The organism is Ignavibacteriales bacterium (genome assembly GCA_016709765.1).
In the GTDB taxonomy this organism is placed as follows: Bacteria; Bacteroidota; Ignavibacteria; order Ignavibacteriales; family Ignavibacteriaceae; genus IGN3.
The window spans coordinates 454,416-470,224 of record JADJMD010000008.1 but is presented as its reverse complement, the minus strand read 5'-3'; the positions used below and the strand labels follow the sequence as shown (position 1 = coordinate 470,224).

The window sequence follows — 15,809 nt, the reverse complement described above, 5'->3', positions numbered from 1 at the left end:
GTGGTTTTTATCAGGTGGAAATAAAAAATAAAGAATGGCTTGATATTCTTGGCAGAAATTCCGACTACCACGGCGACCCGCTAATAATTTTGGATGATTCGTTTGAAATTATTTTTACTAACCAAAAAGCTTCTACTCTTTTTATAATTGATGATTTTCATATTTCCTTAGAGCAGGTTTTTGAAAAAGAAACTGTTCAAAAGCTAACTGATTTTATCGGACCGGTCTTAAACTCATTACAAAAAAAATTATATAAAACAACTTCAATCAACTTAAAATCTGGAAATAAATTAGATTTCGATATTTTAATAGAACCAATTAAGACTGATGAAACAATTAATGCAATTTTGGTTTTTAGAAACATCGATAATACTAATTGCAATGATTTATTAAGCAGGATTAAGATAGCTTCTTCAAATGATATAATCTCAACTAGTGACGCACCGCTTAAAAGTATTATCACTGAGTTACATAGCGAGATTCCCTTTACTATCATATCATTAAAAAGAGCTAAAAATGTAATAGATAATTATGATTTCCCTATATGGATTAAAGATGTTTATGGTAAATTGATTATTATAAATGATGCCTATTCAGGGATTTTAGGAGTTGAAAATACTTTTGCAGCGGGTAAAATGCATGAGACATTTTTACCGCCGAATCAAAAAGCAATCTATAAAATGATAGATCATTATGTTTTATATAATGCTCAGCAAATAATTTTAGAAGGATTAGGCAAAAAAAATAAAAATTTTGAGGTTATTAACAGCATTATCCAGGTCCCGTTAGTAGATAATTTTAATAAAATACTTGCAATGGTTGGTCTAATTGTTGATAATAAGTATGATTATTATAACTTTTGGGGTGGAGAAGAATTTTTTAAAGGTCTTATACAGAGTTTTCCAAAACCTGCGGCTTATCTATCTTCTATTGGAGTGATTAAGTTTGCAAATGATATGTTTGTAGAACTCTTTAAACCAGGTATTAGGCAGATAGTTGATGAAAATTTTGATGAAGTTTTTTCAGACAATCTTATCAATAAAATTGAATTATTTTTTGATAATGATTTAGCAGAAGATTTTATTTTACTTGATGAAAACTTAGTGCCTAAAAATTCTTTAGGTTCTAATGATAAACTGTTACTGTTAAAAATATCTAGTAAAGAAAATAATAAACCGAATGTTTTTGTTACTATTGAATCACAAACTGAACCAATAAATTTTGAAGATGAGCTCCAAAATATTTTAATGCATAGAGGAATAATGTTCGATATTTTAATTCAAAAAAATCCTGAGCCAATATTTGTTTATGAAAAAGAAAATTTAAAGTTTCTAGAAGTAAACGATGCGACAGTAAAGCTATACGGTTACACCCGCGATGAATTTCTTCAAATGGATTTAACGGATCTTTATGCCCCGGAGGATATTCAAACATTGTTAGATTCTTTTGGTGATGAGGCTTCAGAATCAAGATTTAGCAAACCATTCAGGCATCGAAAAAAAGATGGAACAAATGTACTTGTTGAGATTAGTAAAACTTCTTTTAAGTTTAATGATAAGGAAGCTCACTTTAATATTGTTAAAGACATAACGGATAGTGTTGAAAAGGATAAGCAATATCAGATACTAAAAATTGTTTTTAATGAATCTGATTTGTTGATATTCAGTACAGATGCTTCTGGTTTTATAACATTTGCAAATCAAAATGTATTTCAAAACCTTGGTTATACAAATAATGAAATTCTGCAATCATCATTTGCCAGCCTTGTAGGTGATGAAGATCGTGGCATTGTTAACACTTCAATTTTCCAATCACACCTAAAAGATTCAGTAGTATTACAATCTAAATTTAAAAACTCACTTGGAAATCTTATTGATTCCGAAATATTAGCTTCACCAGTTCTGGATTTTGATGGTGGTGTAGATTCGTTTACTATTATTGTAAAACCCCTATCTGAAAAATTCAGTTTCGATCAGCCTAAAGAGATTATTAAAGAAGTTATTAAGGAGGTTGTAAAGGAAGTTGTTGTTGAAAAACAAATACCAACTAAACCAAAAGTAATGCTGCCTGATTCAAATTTTCTATCCGGAATGTTTCATGAGATTTTAACTCCAATTAATGTAATTATTGGATTTTCTCAAGAGCTAATCAGCAGTACAGAAAATCCAACCGAAGAACAAATCGAAGCATCAGAAATAATCAACCAGAATCGTATCAAAATGATGGATACAATGAACGCCGTGGTTGAATATTCTGATATTATGCAGAATAAATCGCCTTTAAAGATTGAAGATGTTACAATTACAGATGTTATTGAAAAATTAGATGAAAATATAAAAGACATAACTGGAATTAATGATATTCAATTTGCATATGGTAAAATTTCTTCATCCCTAAAGTTTAAATCTGATAAACAGAAATTTGAAAATTTTATACTTTCATTAATTAAAGTTGTATCAAGATTAAGTAAGGATAAAAAAGTTTATTTCTCCGGATTTGCTGTTGAGTCTGATTCTTTTCTGATCGGTATAAGTGATCAGTATGGCAATCCATCTGAATATGTAGCAAATGTTCTTGAACAGGTATTTGGAAACGATAGAGATCCTAAAGATTTTGGCTTGCCTAAGTTAACCACTTACTTGGCACGAATTCTTTTAAAGTTTCTTGGTGGAAAATTCTATAAATCTGCTACTGATACTTATAGAAATGAAACCGGATTTATTTTCCCTATTGAGTTATCTACAAGTTCAGAAAAGCAAAATTTTGATTCTGTGCAAGAGATTATTTCATCAATTCCCTCATCTGAAAATATTGCAACAGACACTGTAAATAGATTAACAGAGGATGAAATTGAGAAAGTTGATGAATCTGAAAAGTTAATTGAAGCAGTTAGTGAAAAAGAGTTTTTACAAGAAGAAATAAGAGATATTCCTGAAGAAGTTACTACGGAAAAATCAGCTGATGAAAACACTGATGATATCTTTAAACCGGTTTCCCCAATTTCACAAGCACTTCTATCCAAAATCGAAGAAGTAGAAGAAGTAGAATATGATTCTAAGCTTGAAGAAATTCAATCTTTTGAAATATTAGATGAAAATAAATCTGAAGAGATAGTCGATAATACTTTTGATAAAACAGAACCTGAAGAATATGAAAATATTTCAGAAACGATTGTGGATGAATTTGCTGCTAATACTGAAAGTATTGAGGAAGAAAAACCTGCAAAAATATTAGACTTAACAAAACTTAGTTGTCTCTATATTGAAGATCAGGTGGATTCACAGATTCTTTTTAAAGTTCAGATGAAAGAATTGCGTGATGTAAAGTTTGCAGTAAGTTTTGAAGAAGCCCAATTAGTATTACTTAATCATCAGTTTGATTTTATTGTCATGGATATTAATTTGCAAGGGGAGTACAATGGACTTGATGCACTAAAGATTATCAAAACAATGCCTGCTTTTAGTTCGATTCCTATAATATCAGTTACTGCATATGTTTTACCTGGTGATAAAGAGAAGTTTATTGCTGCTGGATTTGATGATTTTATTTCGAAGCCTATATTTAAAGAAAAAATGATTGAATCTTTGGAAAAGATATTCCTTAGACATTGAAAGTTTTTCTAATTATTTATTGATTCCTCTTTTTCTTATACAGATTAAGAGGATTTTTTATTCCTGCCTTGACATTCTTCTCATTCCGGATTAAGTTAGCATACAAATGTATGGCAAATTCTCTAAATAGGTGATAATATGCAAAAAGGGCTAACTACAATTCAAAAAAACATCTTGGCTTTTCTGATTGATCAAATAAAAGGAAAGGGAATTCCACCAACACTAGCAGATGTTGCAAAGCATTTTGGCTATAAAAACAGGGCGACCGTTCAGCAGCATTTACAAGCGATTGAAAAAAAAGGTTATATCAAAAAAAATCCAAAACTTTCCCGTGGAATAGAATTAACGTTAGAAGAAAAATATTTTGTTCCCAAACCTGTTTTAGGTGAAGTTGCTGCCGGCAATCCATTAACGATCTATCCTGATTCCATTGATACTATTCAACTTCCAACAATTGCCAGAATGCCTCAGGATTCTTTTCTGCTTCGGGTAAAAGGTGATAGCCTAAAAGATGCACATATTTTTAGCGGAGATATTGTAATTGTAAATCCAAATCTTGAACCAAAGAACGGGCAAATTGTTGTTGCAATTCTTGATGATGCAGCTGTAGTAAAAAGATTTTATAAAAAAAGAAGTGAGATTGAACTTGTTTCAGAAAATTCGGAATATAAACCAATTGTTATTGATAAAAAATATCCTTCTTTTAAAATAGTTGGAATTGTTGTTGGAATTTATCGTAGCATGGAAAAGCGGGCGGGTTAATAATTTTATTGTTGAATATTCAATTAACAATATTTATTCTTTTATAAGAAAATAACTAAAGGAAGAAAATGAAAAGCACAGTATTAGTTTTACTAATAATATTTGTATTTGCAGGAAATAAATTCTTAAGTATAGCACAATGTTCCGATGCTGGTGTTTGTTCAGTTGGAGGGCATTCAATGGAACAAGAAAATAACAGTTTATTTAGTATTTCAGGATCATATAAATTTGGTTCAAGCGGAAAAGATGATGATGTAAAATATCACTCATTTCAAGTTGGTGCTGTTTATAATGTACTTGAGAAAACATTACTCCAACTCTCAATCCCATATCACATTCAATCCGGGCCTTTAGGTGATGTTAATGGAATAGGTGATTTATTAATTAGTGTAACTCAAAATTTATTATCAAATGAGAAATCATCTTTAAGTGCTTCAATTGGGGCTAAATTTGCTACCGGTGATGAAAGTAAAAATAATTTGCCGATGGCTTATCAATCAGGACTTGGGACTAATGATTTTATTTTTACAATAAATTATTCATATGAAAATATTGGGTTAGGAATAGGTTATCAATTGGCAGGAAGTAGAAACGATAACCTTATAAAATTAAAACGTGGTGATGATTTACTGGTCAGAGCTTCGTATAATTTTTTGTTGGATAAATTTACAATTACACCGCAAATTTTATTTATTAAAAGATTAGGAAAATCAAATACAGTTAATCTTTTAGCGATGAGTCCAATCGAATCTTACATTGATATTGAGGGTAGTGATCAAACACAATTTAATTTGCTTACTCAAGTTCAATATCAAATTGATAATAATTATTCTTTAATTACTGATTTTGCAATCCCATTTATAAAAAGAGAAGTAAATGTTGATGGATTAACTCGTTCATTCAGTGCTTCAATTGGCGTTCAACTAAATATTAATTAAAATAACAATGAGCTCGCCAAAATATAACATAGGCACTGCTGGTTGGTCTTATAAAGATTGGGTGCCAAATTTTTATCCTAAAAATCAATCCAGTGGATTTGATTGGCTGCAGTTCTATTCTCATTACTTTAATTGTGTTGAAGTAAACTCAACTTACTATACTTACATAAGTCCAAAGGTTGTTGATGGCTGGATAAAAAAAGTTGAAGATGCAAATGATTTTATCTTTCATATTAAGTTGCATCAGGATTTTACACACAAAAGAAAGTTTGATGAACAGAATATAAAGGCAATAAGGTATAATCTTGATCAATTGAGAAAATCCGAAAGACTTGGTGGATTACTTATTCAGTTTCCTTATTCATTTCCATTTGATGGAAATTCAGTTCAACAGATCCAAAAACTCAGAGATATATTTTCTGATGTAGATTGTTTTGTAGAAGTTCGGCATTCTTCCTGGGATAATAATCGCGCTTACGAATTCTTTAAAGAAAATGATTTAACTTTTTGTACAATTGATCAACCACAGATTGGGCAGGCAATTGAGTTTGATCCTATCATTACAAACGATAAAGCTTATATCCGATTTCATGGAAGAAATACTGAAGCGTGGAAAAAATCACTTACTAATTTTGGTAAACCACAAACTTATGAGCAACAGAGCTCGCGATATAGTTATCTTTATTCACCAGGTGAATTGGTAGAGATAGAGCAAAGAATAAAATCAATCCAAAATAAAGTTAAAGAAGTAAATGTGATTATGAATAATCATCCACAAGGCGATGCCGTAGCCAATGCATTTGAATTGATTCATTTACTTGAAGAAAAAAATAAAGTGGAAATGCCTCCAACGATTGTTAAAGCTTATCCAAGATTGGAAGAGATTGGTCTTGATTATATAAAATCAGATTTAATATTGTAATTATAATGTAAAATAATTTTGAGGACTCTATAATTTTTATACTAATTAGTCATAGCTATATTTATTTCTCAAGTTCAATTAAAATTAAGAGGTGGTAAAAATGAAAAAAGTATTATTTTTATTCTCCTTTCTAGTTCCCTTCCTGCAAGCTCAACAAAGTAATAATGGAAACATTAGTTTAGTTTTTAATGGTGAAAAAATTGATCTGCCTATAAATGCCGTTTCAATTCACAAGAATAATAGAATAATTTTAAGCATTAAAGCAGAAAAAGAAGATTCAATTATTCAACAGATGATAAACCTTGAACTTGGATTTAAGGAACTATCATCAAAGTCCGATGCCGAAACTCTTGATGGTACTAGGATTGAGATCAGAACTAGAAATAATAAAAATAATTCTGGAAAAGAATTATCGATGTGGTTTGATGGTCCAACAGGAGATGATAAAGATTATTTTGAGGTAGCTCATTATGGTGTTTTCAATAAAGGTGAAAGAGTTAGCTGGGAAATCAATTCATTATCTTTGAAGATTAATATAAAAGATGTTGAGTATATGGATGGAGCACTACACATAAATGGTCAACTTAATGGAACATTTAGATCAACATTAGCTCCAGAAGGACAAGTTGCAGAAATAACGGACTGCAAGTTTGAAATAATAATTTAGCTTATTCTGAGTTTGGTTTTTTATGCGTACAATATTTCACCTAGATCTTGATGCTTTTTTTGTCTCTGTAGAGAGAATTCTCGATCCCAAACTTAACGGTAATCCTGTAATTGTGGGTGGTGATCCTAAGTATGGAAGAGGAGTTGTTGCTGCCTGCTCTTATGAAGCACGTGCTTTTGGTTTACACTCTGCAATGCCGATAAGAACAGCTTATAAACTTTGCCCACAAGGAATATATTTACATGGGCACGGTGATGAATATACTCGATTTTCAAAAGCAGTGAAAAATGTGTTAGAGCGATATGTTCCTTTAATTGAGCAAGCTTCTATTGACGAATTTTATCTTGATATGACCGGTACACAAAAAATGTACGGTTCAATGTTTGGCTTTGCAACAAGATTACAAAAAGAAATTTGGAATAGTATTGGTTTGCCATGTTCCATTGGAATAGGAAGTAATAAAACTGTTGCAAAGATTGGCTCTGATTGTATGAAACCAAAGGGAATTACTTACATAATTCCTGGTATGGAAAAAGAATTTCTTTCTCCAATGCCTATCGAAACTATTCCAGGAGTTGGTAAAGTAACTAAAGAAAGTTTAAATGCAAGGGGGATATATAGGATTGGTGATATAACGAATCTTCCTGCAGATTATCTTGCAACAGCATTTGGTAAATATGGTGTTGATCTCTGGCGTAAGGCCCAGGGAGAAGGGACTCAATATTTAACAATTCAACGAACGAGAAAGAGTATTTCCCGTGAAACAACTTTCGGCAATGATGTTACAAGTGAAAATGAGATAGAAAAAACATTATTTTATCTAACAGGTAAAGTGGCTCAATCATTACGAAAGAAGGGCTGGGAAGCTTCAACAATTGATATAAAATTGCGCTATACGGATTTTCAAACTTTGACTCGTGCAAGAACAATTAAACCAACAGATGACGATAAAATAATTTTTGAAACTGCCTGGGATTTGATGAAGAAAGCTCGCATAAGAAGAGTTGGAGTAAGATTAATAGGTGTGGGAATTACTAATTTTTCTCCATTGAGTGAGCAGGAATATTTGTTTGAAGATGACGAAGTGAAAAGAAAAAAAATGTTAAGAGCTGTTACAAGAATTCGTGATAAATTTGGATATGAATCCTTATTGTTTGGAAATACGGAAGAAGATATCAGATTAAAAGGAATGGAGAATTATTTTCAAGTCTAGAGCAGTAAAATCAACCCGGCGGCCAGTTCATTTTTCGTCCACCGAGTAAATGCAAATGCAGGTGGTAAACTTCCTGTCCACCATTATCACCACAATTAAAAACTAATCTAAAACCATCTTCAGCTATTCCCATATCTTTTGCAATTTTGTTCGCCGCATCAATCATTTTCCCAAGAAGATTTGCATGTTCAGTACCTTTAATATCAGTGACTTTTGATATTTCAATTTTTGGTATAATTAAAATATGAACAGGCGCTTGAGGATTTATATCTTTAAATGCTAAAACATTTTCAGATTCAAACACAATATCAGCGGGAATTTCTTTATTAATAATTTTAGAAAAGATGGTTACCATTATTCATCTTTCTCAATTTCATACTTTTTCATTTTATTGTAAAGATGGCTTCGTTGAATTTCTAATATTTCTGCAGTCTTGCTTATGTTCCAATCGTTTGCCCTAAGCTGCTTAAGAATAAAAACACGCTCAGCTTTTTCTTTAAACTCTTGGAATGAGTTGCTAATATCAACAAGCTCATCAACTGAATGTTGATTACCAGAAAACATAAATGCAATATCTTTTGATGTAATTTCTTTTTTACCAACTATAATAATTATACGCTCAATTATGTTTCTTAACTCGCGAACATTTCCTGTCCACGATTGATTTTTAAGTATTTGGATTGCATCATCCGCAAACTTGGTTATTGGCTTTTTATGTTTTAATGAAATTTCATTAGTAAATCTTTCCAATAAAATAGGAATATCTTCGGCTCTTTCTCTTAACGGGGGAACGTTTATGGGAATTACATTTAATCGATGGAATAAATCTTCTCTAAAATTTCCATTTTCAATTTCTTCTTTAAGATTTTTATTTGTTGCAGCAATTAACCTAACATCAACACTAATTTTCTTTCCGCTTCCAACTCGTTCTATCTTTCCATCCTCAATTGCACGTAAGACTTTGGCCTGTGCCTGATGAGACATATCTCCAACTTCATCTAAAAATAAAGTTCCGTTGTTAGCAAGTTCAAATCTGCCAATTCTTTGCTGAACCGCACCGGTAAAAGATCCTTTCTCATGCCCAAACAATTCTGATTCGATTAGTTCATTAGGAATTGCAGCACAGTTAACTTCAACAAATGGTTTGTCTTTTCTTTCACTTTTTTTGTGGATAGCTCGTGCAACCAATTCTTTACCGGTTCCATTTTCGCCTGTAATTAAAACACGAGTATCAAGTGGAGCCACTTTATCAATCATTTCTAAAATATTCTGGATGGCTTTACTTTTGCCAAGTATTTCGCCATCCCCAACCCACACTTTTTTAATTTCTTCATTTTCTTCTTTAAGAGAAGCGTTCTCAGTCGCATTTCGAACACTAATTAAAAGTTTATCACGATCAATAGGTTTTTCAAGAAAATCAAATGCCCCAAGACGCGTTGCCTTAATTGCATTTTCAACACTTCCGTGTGCAGAGATAATAATAACTGAAGATATTGGTTTTTGTTCCTTTATTTTTTTTAGTACTTCAAATCCATTCATTTCAGGCATTTGTATATCCAGAAGGACTGCAGAAAATTCTTTTGATGAAAATTTTTCCAAACCTTCATTAGCGCTTGTTGTAAACTCAACAGCATAACCCTCGTAATCAAGAATCATCTTATGCTTTCGCAGATTTGGATTTCATCATCTATTATTAAAACTGATTTCATAAATTAACTCTCAAAAATCTTAATGAACGAAATAAAAATATTTGTGATGGAAGTATATCTCTATTTTCTTTAAGTAATTTTCCGAATAATCTGCCATATTCATTTACATCTAAGTCACGTATATCAACACTTGATTGAACTTTAAAACTTTCCTCAAAAGCTTCCACAAAATAACCAATTAGCTTTCCCAAGTCAAAAATGTTGGATCCATTTGATAAGAAAGCGCTTCCAAAAAAATGTGCAAGTTTATCCTTATCACCGTAATCGTTTCTTGGCGAGTCAAAAAACAAGTATCGAGGAAGGTTTTCATTCTTTCTTAGAAAAGTTTCCTCATCAGCACTGGTTAGGGGATAGTAAATTAGGGAATTAATTATTGGTACTTGAACAGGAACTTCACGATAGGGAACTGTAGCTAGCATTAAGGTTAATAAAGCATCAGAAATATTTCCATCACAAAAGATGAGAGCATTGATAAAAATTGAATCTGTTGCTATCAAATCGTTGCTGGTTTTTCTTATTTCTATAAATCTTTCTGAAGCAATATATTCTGTAATATGATTAACCGATTTTGAAAGATTACTTTGTTGTGAAAAACTTTGATTTAATAAAAATAGAGTTATTAGAATTACACTAGTTTTCATTTTTACTATTAAGAAAATTAGAATACCAAGAATTAAATGCAGTTTAGTGTTTATATGGTAATATTGTTAAGTCTGAATCACACCAGGGTTAAATTTAGGTAAATCCGGATTGTTATTTGAAACTTCCAAACACATAGAAATCCATTCACGAGTTTGCGATGGATTAATTATTTCATCAACCCATAATCTTGCGGCTGCATATAGCGGAGTACTTTTATCGTCATAAGATTTTTGGATATCATTCAGCAATTTCTTTTTATCGGAATCAGTAAACTTGTTTCCGCTTTTTTCTTCTTGCTTTAGTTTTATATCTAATAAAACACTGCTTGCTTGGTTGCCGCCCATTACAGAAATTTTTGCATTTGGATAAGAAAAAATAAATCTGGGATCATAGGCTTTGCCGCACATTGCATAATTACCTGCACCAAAACTGTTCCCGGTTATGATCGTAATTTTTGGTACAACTGAATTTGCAACAACATTAACCATCTTTGCGCCGTCTTTAATTATACCGCCTTGTTCAGCTTTACTTCCCACCATAAATCCGGTTACATCTTGTAAAAATAAAAGTGGAATTTTTTTTCTGATTACAATTCATTATAAATCTTGTTGCTTTATCAGCAGAATCAGAATAGATAACACCTCCAATCTGCATTTCACCTTCTTCAGTTTTTACCACGCTTCTTTGATTGGTAACAATCCCAACTGCCCAGCCATCAATTCGTGCGTAAGCAGTAATTATAGTTTTTCCATAACCGGCTTTGTACTCATCAATTTCAGACTTATCAACAATGCGTGAAAGTAATTCATAAGTATCATAAGGCTTTAAAGTATCTTCGGGAATAACTCCAAGAATTTCTTTGGTTGGATATTTAGGTAATTTACTCTCAATTCGATCAAATCCTGCAGAATTATTATTCCCAAATTTCCCAACTAAACTTCTTATTTGGGCAATACATTCTTCATCATTCTTCATGATATAATCTGTAACGCCGGAAATGTTTGATTGAACTTTTGCGCCGCCGAGACTTTCATTATCAATCACTTCTCCAATAGCTGCACGAACCAGATGCGAACCAGCAAGAAAAACAGAACCCTCGCCTTCAACGATTAAAGCTTCATCACTCATTATTGGAAGATACGCTCCGCCAGCAACACAAGGTCCCATAATGGCGGCTATTTGCGGAATACCCATTGAGGACATTTTTGCGTTATTACGAAATATTCTTCCAAAGTGTTCTTTGTCAGGGAAAATATCATCCTGCAAAGGAAGGAAAACTCCAGCGCTATCAACTAAGTAAATAATTGGAATGCGATTTTCCATTGCAATTTCTTGGGCGCGTAAATTCTTTTTTGCAGTGATAGGAAACCATGCACCGGCCTTTACTGTTGCATCGTTGGCAACAATAACACAGTTACGATTGTGGATTTTTCCAATCCCGTATACTGTACCTGCAGATGGTGCTCCACCGTATTCTTCGTACATTCCATAAGCAGCAAACGTACTTAGTTCGAAAAACTTTTTCGGATCATCCACAAGTAAGTTTATTCTTTCACGTGCGGTTAATTTTCCTTTAGCTTTATGTTTTTCAATAGATTTTTTACCACCACCTAATTTTACTTTGTCTTTTGTCGCTTCTAGTTTGCGCAGTAAATCTTTTTGAAAATCTTCACGTTTAAGAAATATTTCATTCTCATTGGATTCTGTCCCGATTTGTTTCATACGATTAATCCTTCAACAAATCCCTTGCAATAACAATACGTTGTATTTCGGATGTTCCTTCTCCGATTGTGAGAAGTTTTACATCTCTATAAAATTTTTCTACCGGATATTCTTTTATAAATCCATATCCGCCAAAAATTTGTACCGCTTCGCTGCTTGCTTTTTCTGCAATTTCACTTGCAAAAAGTTTTGCTTCAGCTGCTTCTTTTGTGTTTGGTATTCCTGCATCTTTCATTGCCGCAGCGCGAAAGTTAACATTCTTGCCGCTTCAATATTCGTAGCCATATCAGCAAGTTTAAATTGTATCGCCTGAAAATCAAAAAGTTGTTTATTAAACTGTTTGCGCTCCTGTGAATATTTTAGTGAAGCATCTAAACAGCCTTGCGCTAATCCAACTGAGCAAGCTGCAATTGAAATTCTTCCGCCTTCCAATACCTTCATCGAGTTTATAAATCCCATTCCTTCTTCGCCTAAAAGATTTTCTGCTGGCACAATACAATTTTCAAAAGCTAATTGCGTTGTATCGCTTGCGCGCATTCCAAGTTTATTTTCTTTCTTTCCAATTATTAAACCTTCCATCCCTTTTTCAAGAATGAAAGCTGAGATACCTTTCTTCTTATCATCTTTATTTGTAATAGCCATTACAACGTAGGTTTCACCAACTGTGCCATGAGTAGTAAACTGTTTGCTTCCATTTAAAATCCAGTTGTTACCATCTTTAATTGCGACGCTTTTTAAACCTGCTGCATCACTGCCGGAAAAAGATTCCGTTAATCCCCAGGCTCCAATCTTTTGCCGCTCGCAAGATCTGGCAAATATTTTTCTTTTGAGATTCATATCCGAAAAGATTTATATGGTTTGTGCAAAGCCCATTGTGAGCTGCAACAGAAAGTCCTATTGATGGATCAACTTTTGAAAGTTCTTCAATTATAATGGCATATTCAACGTAACCTAAACCTGCACCGCCATATTCCTCAGGAACAAGAATTCCAAGAAAACCTAGTTCCCCAAGCTGCTTCATTATCTCCATAGGGAATTTTTGTGATTCATCGTATTCCATTATTACAGGGCGAATATTTTTTTCAGCAAAGACTTTAATAGTATCTCGAATGATTATCTGATTTTCGGTAAGCTCAGATAAAAAAGGATTTGGTTCCATTATAACTCCAGATTAAATTCTGTTTTTAAACTCTTCAATAATTTTTTCTGCTATTTGATATGGAGAAAAATTACCAAGTATAACTTTCTCTAAGGAGGAATTTAAAGAATTTTGTCCGGTTTCACTCCAAAGTTCATCTTTTAATTTATGTTCAACAATTTCTTTAATTCTTACTTTAGCTTGTTTTTCTCTTTTAAGATTAAAAAGATTTTTTTCTTTCATAAAATTTTTATGTCGCTCAATCTCATTTGCAATTTCTTTAATTCCATTATTTTCAGAAGCAACTGTTTTTATAATATTTGGTAACCAGGAATTTTCATCGTGATCTTTAATCATTAATATAGTTTGAAGTGCAGTATAAGCTTGCTGTGAGCCAGGTCTATCACTTTTATTTAAAACAAAAAAATCAGCAATCTCCATCAAACCAGCCTTCATTGCCTGAACTGAATCACCGCTTTCCGGAACAAGCACAACAATTGTAGTATCAGCCGCTTGAGCAATATCAAGCTCAGATTGTCCAACACCAACAGTTTCAAAGATTATTCTTTCGAATCCAGCAGCGTCTAAAATATCTGCGGCATCAATAGCTTTTTAGATAGACCACCAAGACTTCCTCGAGTGGCCATACTACGAATAAATACGCCGCTGTCCATTCCAATGTCGGTCATTCTAACTCTGTCACCGAGCAAGGCACCACCGGTAAACGGTGAAGTTGGATCAACTGCAATGATTCCAACTTTTTTATTTTGCTTTCTAAAATACTTTGTAAGTTGATTTGTAATTGTACTTTTACCTGCCCCAGGCGGGCCTGTAATTCCTATCCGATAAAATTTACCAGTTTTTGAGTGAATCTCTTTTAAATATTCTGATGAAATGGGATTACCAGTTTCAATTATTGAAATAGCACGAGCTATTGAACGCCGATCTCCTTTATAAATATTTTCAACCAGATTTTTATCAATCATTTTATATTAGTTCTAAAAAATCTACAGTTGTTTCTAATCCATTTTCTAATTTTGTTGAAGGTCTCCAGCCAAACTTATTAAATAGTTTATCTGAAGTAATTACACTTCTAAGTTGTTCGCCAGCGGCGGTTGGACCGTGCAACTCCTCTTTTTTGCATCAGCAATATTATTAATAAAATGAAATAGCTGGTTTACATCTGTTTCAATTCCGGTTCCGATATTATAAACATCTGACGATTCATCTTTAAGAGTTAATAAATTTGAATTTACAACATCGCCAACAAAAACATAATCACGTGTTTGCTTACCGTGACCGTTAATTATTGGTTGCTCTCCTTTAAGAAGTTTTGTAGAAAAGATAGCTACAACTCCGGCTTCGCCCATGGCATTTTGTCGCGGTCCATAAATATTTGCATACCGTAAAATTGTATAATCTAATTTGTGTTCTGAATGATAAAAATATAAATATTTTTCAACTGCAAGTTTAGAAATGCCGTAAGGTGATTTTGGCTGCTGATTGTGTTTTTCATCAGCAGGGAAGTAGTCTTGCTCTCCATAAACAGCGCCGCCTGTTGAAGCAAACATAAATTTCTTTACGCCATACTTTACACAATTTTGTAAAAGGTTAATCGTACCAAGAATATTTGTTGTTGCATCAAATGCCGGATCTTTAACAGATTTTCTTACATCCATTTGCGCAGCGTGATGATTTACAATATCAAATTTTTCTGTTTCAAAAAGTTTATCCAAAGTTTTATCACCAATATTTGCTTTAATAAACTTTGCTTTTGGATTTATATTTTTTTCAAATCCAGTCGATAAATCATCAAGTATTACAACCTGATGTCCATTTTTAATAAAAGCATCTGCAATTTGCGAAGCGATAAATCCAGCTCCGCCTGTAACAAGAATCTTCAATTATTCTTCCTTATAGAAATTGTTTTTAAAAATATAATCTAAAACTTTTTCAGGTACGAGGTAATAAATCGGCATACCATTGCCAACACGATTACGAATATCTGTTGCACTTATTTCGATACCACGTGTCTCCACAAAGTGGGCAGATTCAACATACTTATCTATATAGTCAATTGGGTGTGAGGATTTTCTTTTAAGAACAACAACATTAGCTAACTTAAAAAATTTCATCAGGTTCTTTCCAGGTGTGAAACTGAAATATGTTATCATACCCAATTATCAGATCAATTTCATCATAATACTTTTTGAATTCACGCAAAGTATCGATAGTGTAAGAAATTGTATGCTGCTTAATTTCAAAATCAGAAGACTCAAAAAAAGGAATATCCTTAATTGCAAGTTCTAACATATTTAATCTATGCTTTGCTCTTGATGGATCAGCATCCTGTTTGTGCGGTGAAATAAATGCCGGTATAAAAATTATCTTTTCAAGATTTCTTATTTCTTTAACTGATTGTGCAGTAATTAAATGTCCGTTATGGATTGGATCAAAAGTTCCTCCAAAATTCCAATCTTACTCA

8 protein-coding genes and 6 pseudogenes are annotated in these 15,809 nt (G+C 32.5%); 6 read left to right on the top strand and 8 right to left on the bottom strand.

Features of this window, described 5'->3' with window-relative positions:
- The first annotated feature begins 14 nt into the window (after window positions 1-14).
- From IPJ23_03585 to dinB, 6 genes are all read left to right on the top strand, one after another.
- Window positions 15-3,611 (top strand): PAS domain S-box protein, encoded by a 3,597-nt coding sequence (locus IPJ23_03585; GenBank protein ID MBK7629779.1) that lies wholly within the window; start codon window positions 15-17, stop codon window positions 3,609-3,611.
- A 138-nt stretch (window positions 3,612-3,749) separates the two neighbouring features.
- Window positions 3,750-4,373 carry a transcriptional repressor LexA gene (lexA, locus tag IPJ23_03580; GenBank protein ID MBK7629778.1) on the top strand — a complete coding sequence of 208 codons (624 nt, stop codon included), beginning with the start codon at window positions 3,750-3,752 and terminating at the stop codon, window positions 4,371-4,373.
- A gap of 68 nt (window positions 4,374-4,441) precedes the next feature.
- Window positions 4,442-5,311 carry a hypothetical protein gene (locus IPJ23_03575; protein MBK7629777.1) on the top strand — a complete coding sequence of 290 codons (870 nt, stop codon included), beginning with the start codon at window positions 4,442-4,444 and terminating at the stop codon, window positions 5,309-5,311.
- Window positions 5,312-5,318: 7 nt separating this feature from the next.
- Window positions 5,319-6,233 carry a DUF72 domain-containing protein gene (locus IPJ23_03570; GenBank protein MBK7629776.1) on the top strand — a complete coding sequence of 305 codons (915 nt, stop codon included), beginning with the start codon at window positions 5,319-5,321 and terminating at the stop codon, window positions 6,231-6,233.
- 100 nt (window positions 6,234-6,333) lie between these two features.
- Window positions 6,334-6,900: a hypothetical protein gene (locus IPJ23_03565; GenBank protein ID MBK7629775.1), complete on the top strand. Its 567-nt coding sequence runs from the start codon at window positions 6,334-6,336 to the stop codon at window positions 6,898-6,900.
- Window positions 6,901-6,922: 22 nt separating this feature from the next.
- Window positions 6,923-8,113, top strand: coding sequence for a DNA polymerase IV (gene dinB / locus IPJ23_03560; GenBank protein MBK7629774.1), 1,191 nt, complete (start codon window positions 6,923-6,925; stop codon window positions 8,111-8,113).
- A gap of 10 nt (window positions 8,114-8,123) precedes the next feature.
- Here the strand turns inward: dinB and IPJ23_03555 are convergent, their stop codons facing one another.
- From IPJ23_03555 to nadD, 8 genes and pseudogenes are all read right to left on the bottom strand, one after another.
- A complete protein-coding gene (locus IPJ23_03555; GenBank protein ID MBK7629773.1) occupies window positions 8,124-8,468 on the bottom strand; it encodes a histidine triad nucleotide-binding protein in 345 nt (114 codons plus the stop codon).
- A pseudogene (locus tag IPJ23_03550) lies at window positions 8,468-9,822 on the bottom strand (sigma-54-dependent Fis family transcriptional regulator). The gene IPJ23_03555 and the pseudogene IPJ23_03550 overlap by 1 nt, the downstream one beginning before the upstream one ends.
- Window positions 9,819-10,463, bottom strand: coding sequence for a hypothetical protein (locus tag IPJ23_03545; GenBank protein ID MBK7629772.1), 645 nt, complete (start codon window positions 10,461-10,463; stop codon window positions 9,819-9,821). Before IPJ23_03545 ends, IPJ23_03550 begins: the two are co-directional and overlap by 4 nt.
- A 66-nt stretch (window positions 10,464-10,529) precedes the next feature.
- Window positions 10,530-12,186, bottom strand: a pseudogene (locus IPJ23_03540) (acyl-CoA carboxylase subunit beta).
- A gap of 4 nt (window positions 12,187-12,190) precedes the next feature.
- Window positions 12,191-13,345, bottom strand: a pseudogene (locus IPJ23_03535) (acyl-CoA dehydrogenase family protein).
- Window positions 13,346-13,357: 12 nt separating this feature from the next.
- Window positions 13,358-14,310: pseudogene (gene meaB, locus IPJ23_03530) on the bottom strand (methylmalonyl Co-A mutase-associated GTPase MeaB).
- Between the two features lies 1 nt (window position 14,311).
- A pseudogene (locus tag IPJ23_03525) lies at window positions 14,312-15,228 on the bottom strand (NAD-dependent epimerase/dehydratase family protein).
- A pseudogene (gene nadD / locus IPJ23_03520) lies at window positions 15,229-15,772 on the bottom strand (nicotinate (nicotinamide) nucleotide adenylyltransferase).
- Window positions 15,773-15,809 lie beyond the last annotated feature (37 nt).

Excerpts from the sequence above, each read along its gene's own strand:
- IPJ23_03555 (MBK7629773.1), bottom strand. The coding sequence starts at position 8,468 with ATGGTAACCATCTTTTCTAAAATTATTAATAAAGAAATTCCCGCTGAT.
- lexA (MBK7629778.1), top strand. The coding sequence starts at position 3,750 with ATGCAAAAAGGGCTAACTACAATTCAAAAAAACATCTTGGCTTTTCTG.
- IPJ23_03570 (MBK7629776.1), top strand. The coding sequence starts at position 5,319 with ATGAGCTCGCCAAAATATAACATAGGCACTGCTGGTTGGTCTTATAAA.
- IPJ23_03565 (MBK7629775.1), top strand. The coding sequence starts at position 6,334 with ATGAAAAAAGTATTATTTTTATTCTCCTTTCTAGTTCCCTTCCTGCAA.
- IPJ23_03575 (MBK7629777.1), top strand. The coding sequence starts at position 4,442 with ATGAAAAGCACAGTATTAGTTTTACTAATAATATTTGTATTTGCAGGA.
- IPJ23_03545 (MBK7629772.1), bottom strand. The coding sequence starts at position 10,463 with ATGAAAACTAGTGTAATTCTAATAACTCTATTTTTATTAAATCAAAGT.
- dinB (MBK7629774.1), top strand. The coding sequence starts at position 6,923 with ATGCGTACAATATTTCACCTAGATCTTGATGCTTTTTTTGTCTCTGTA.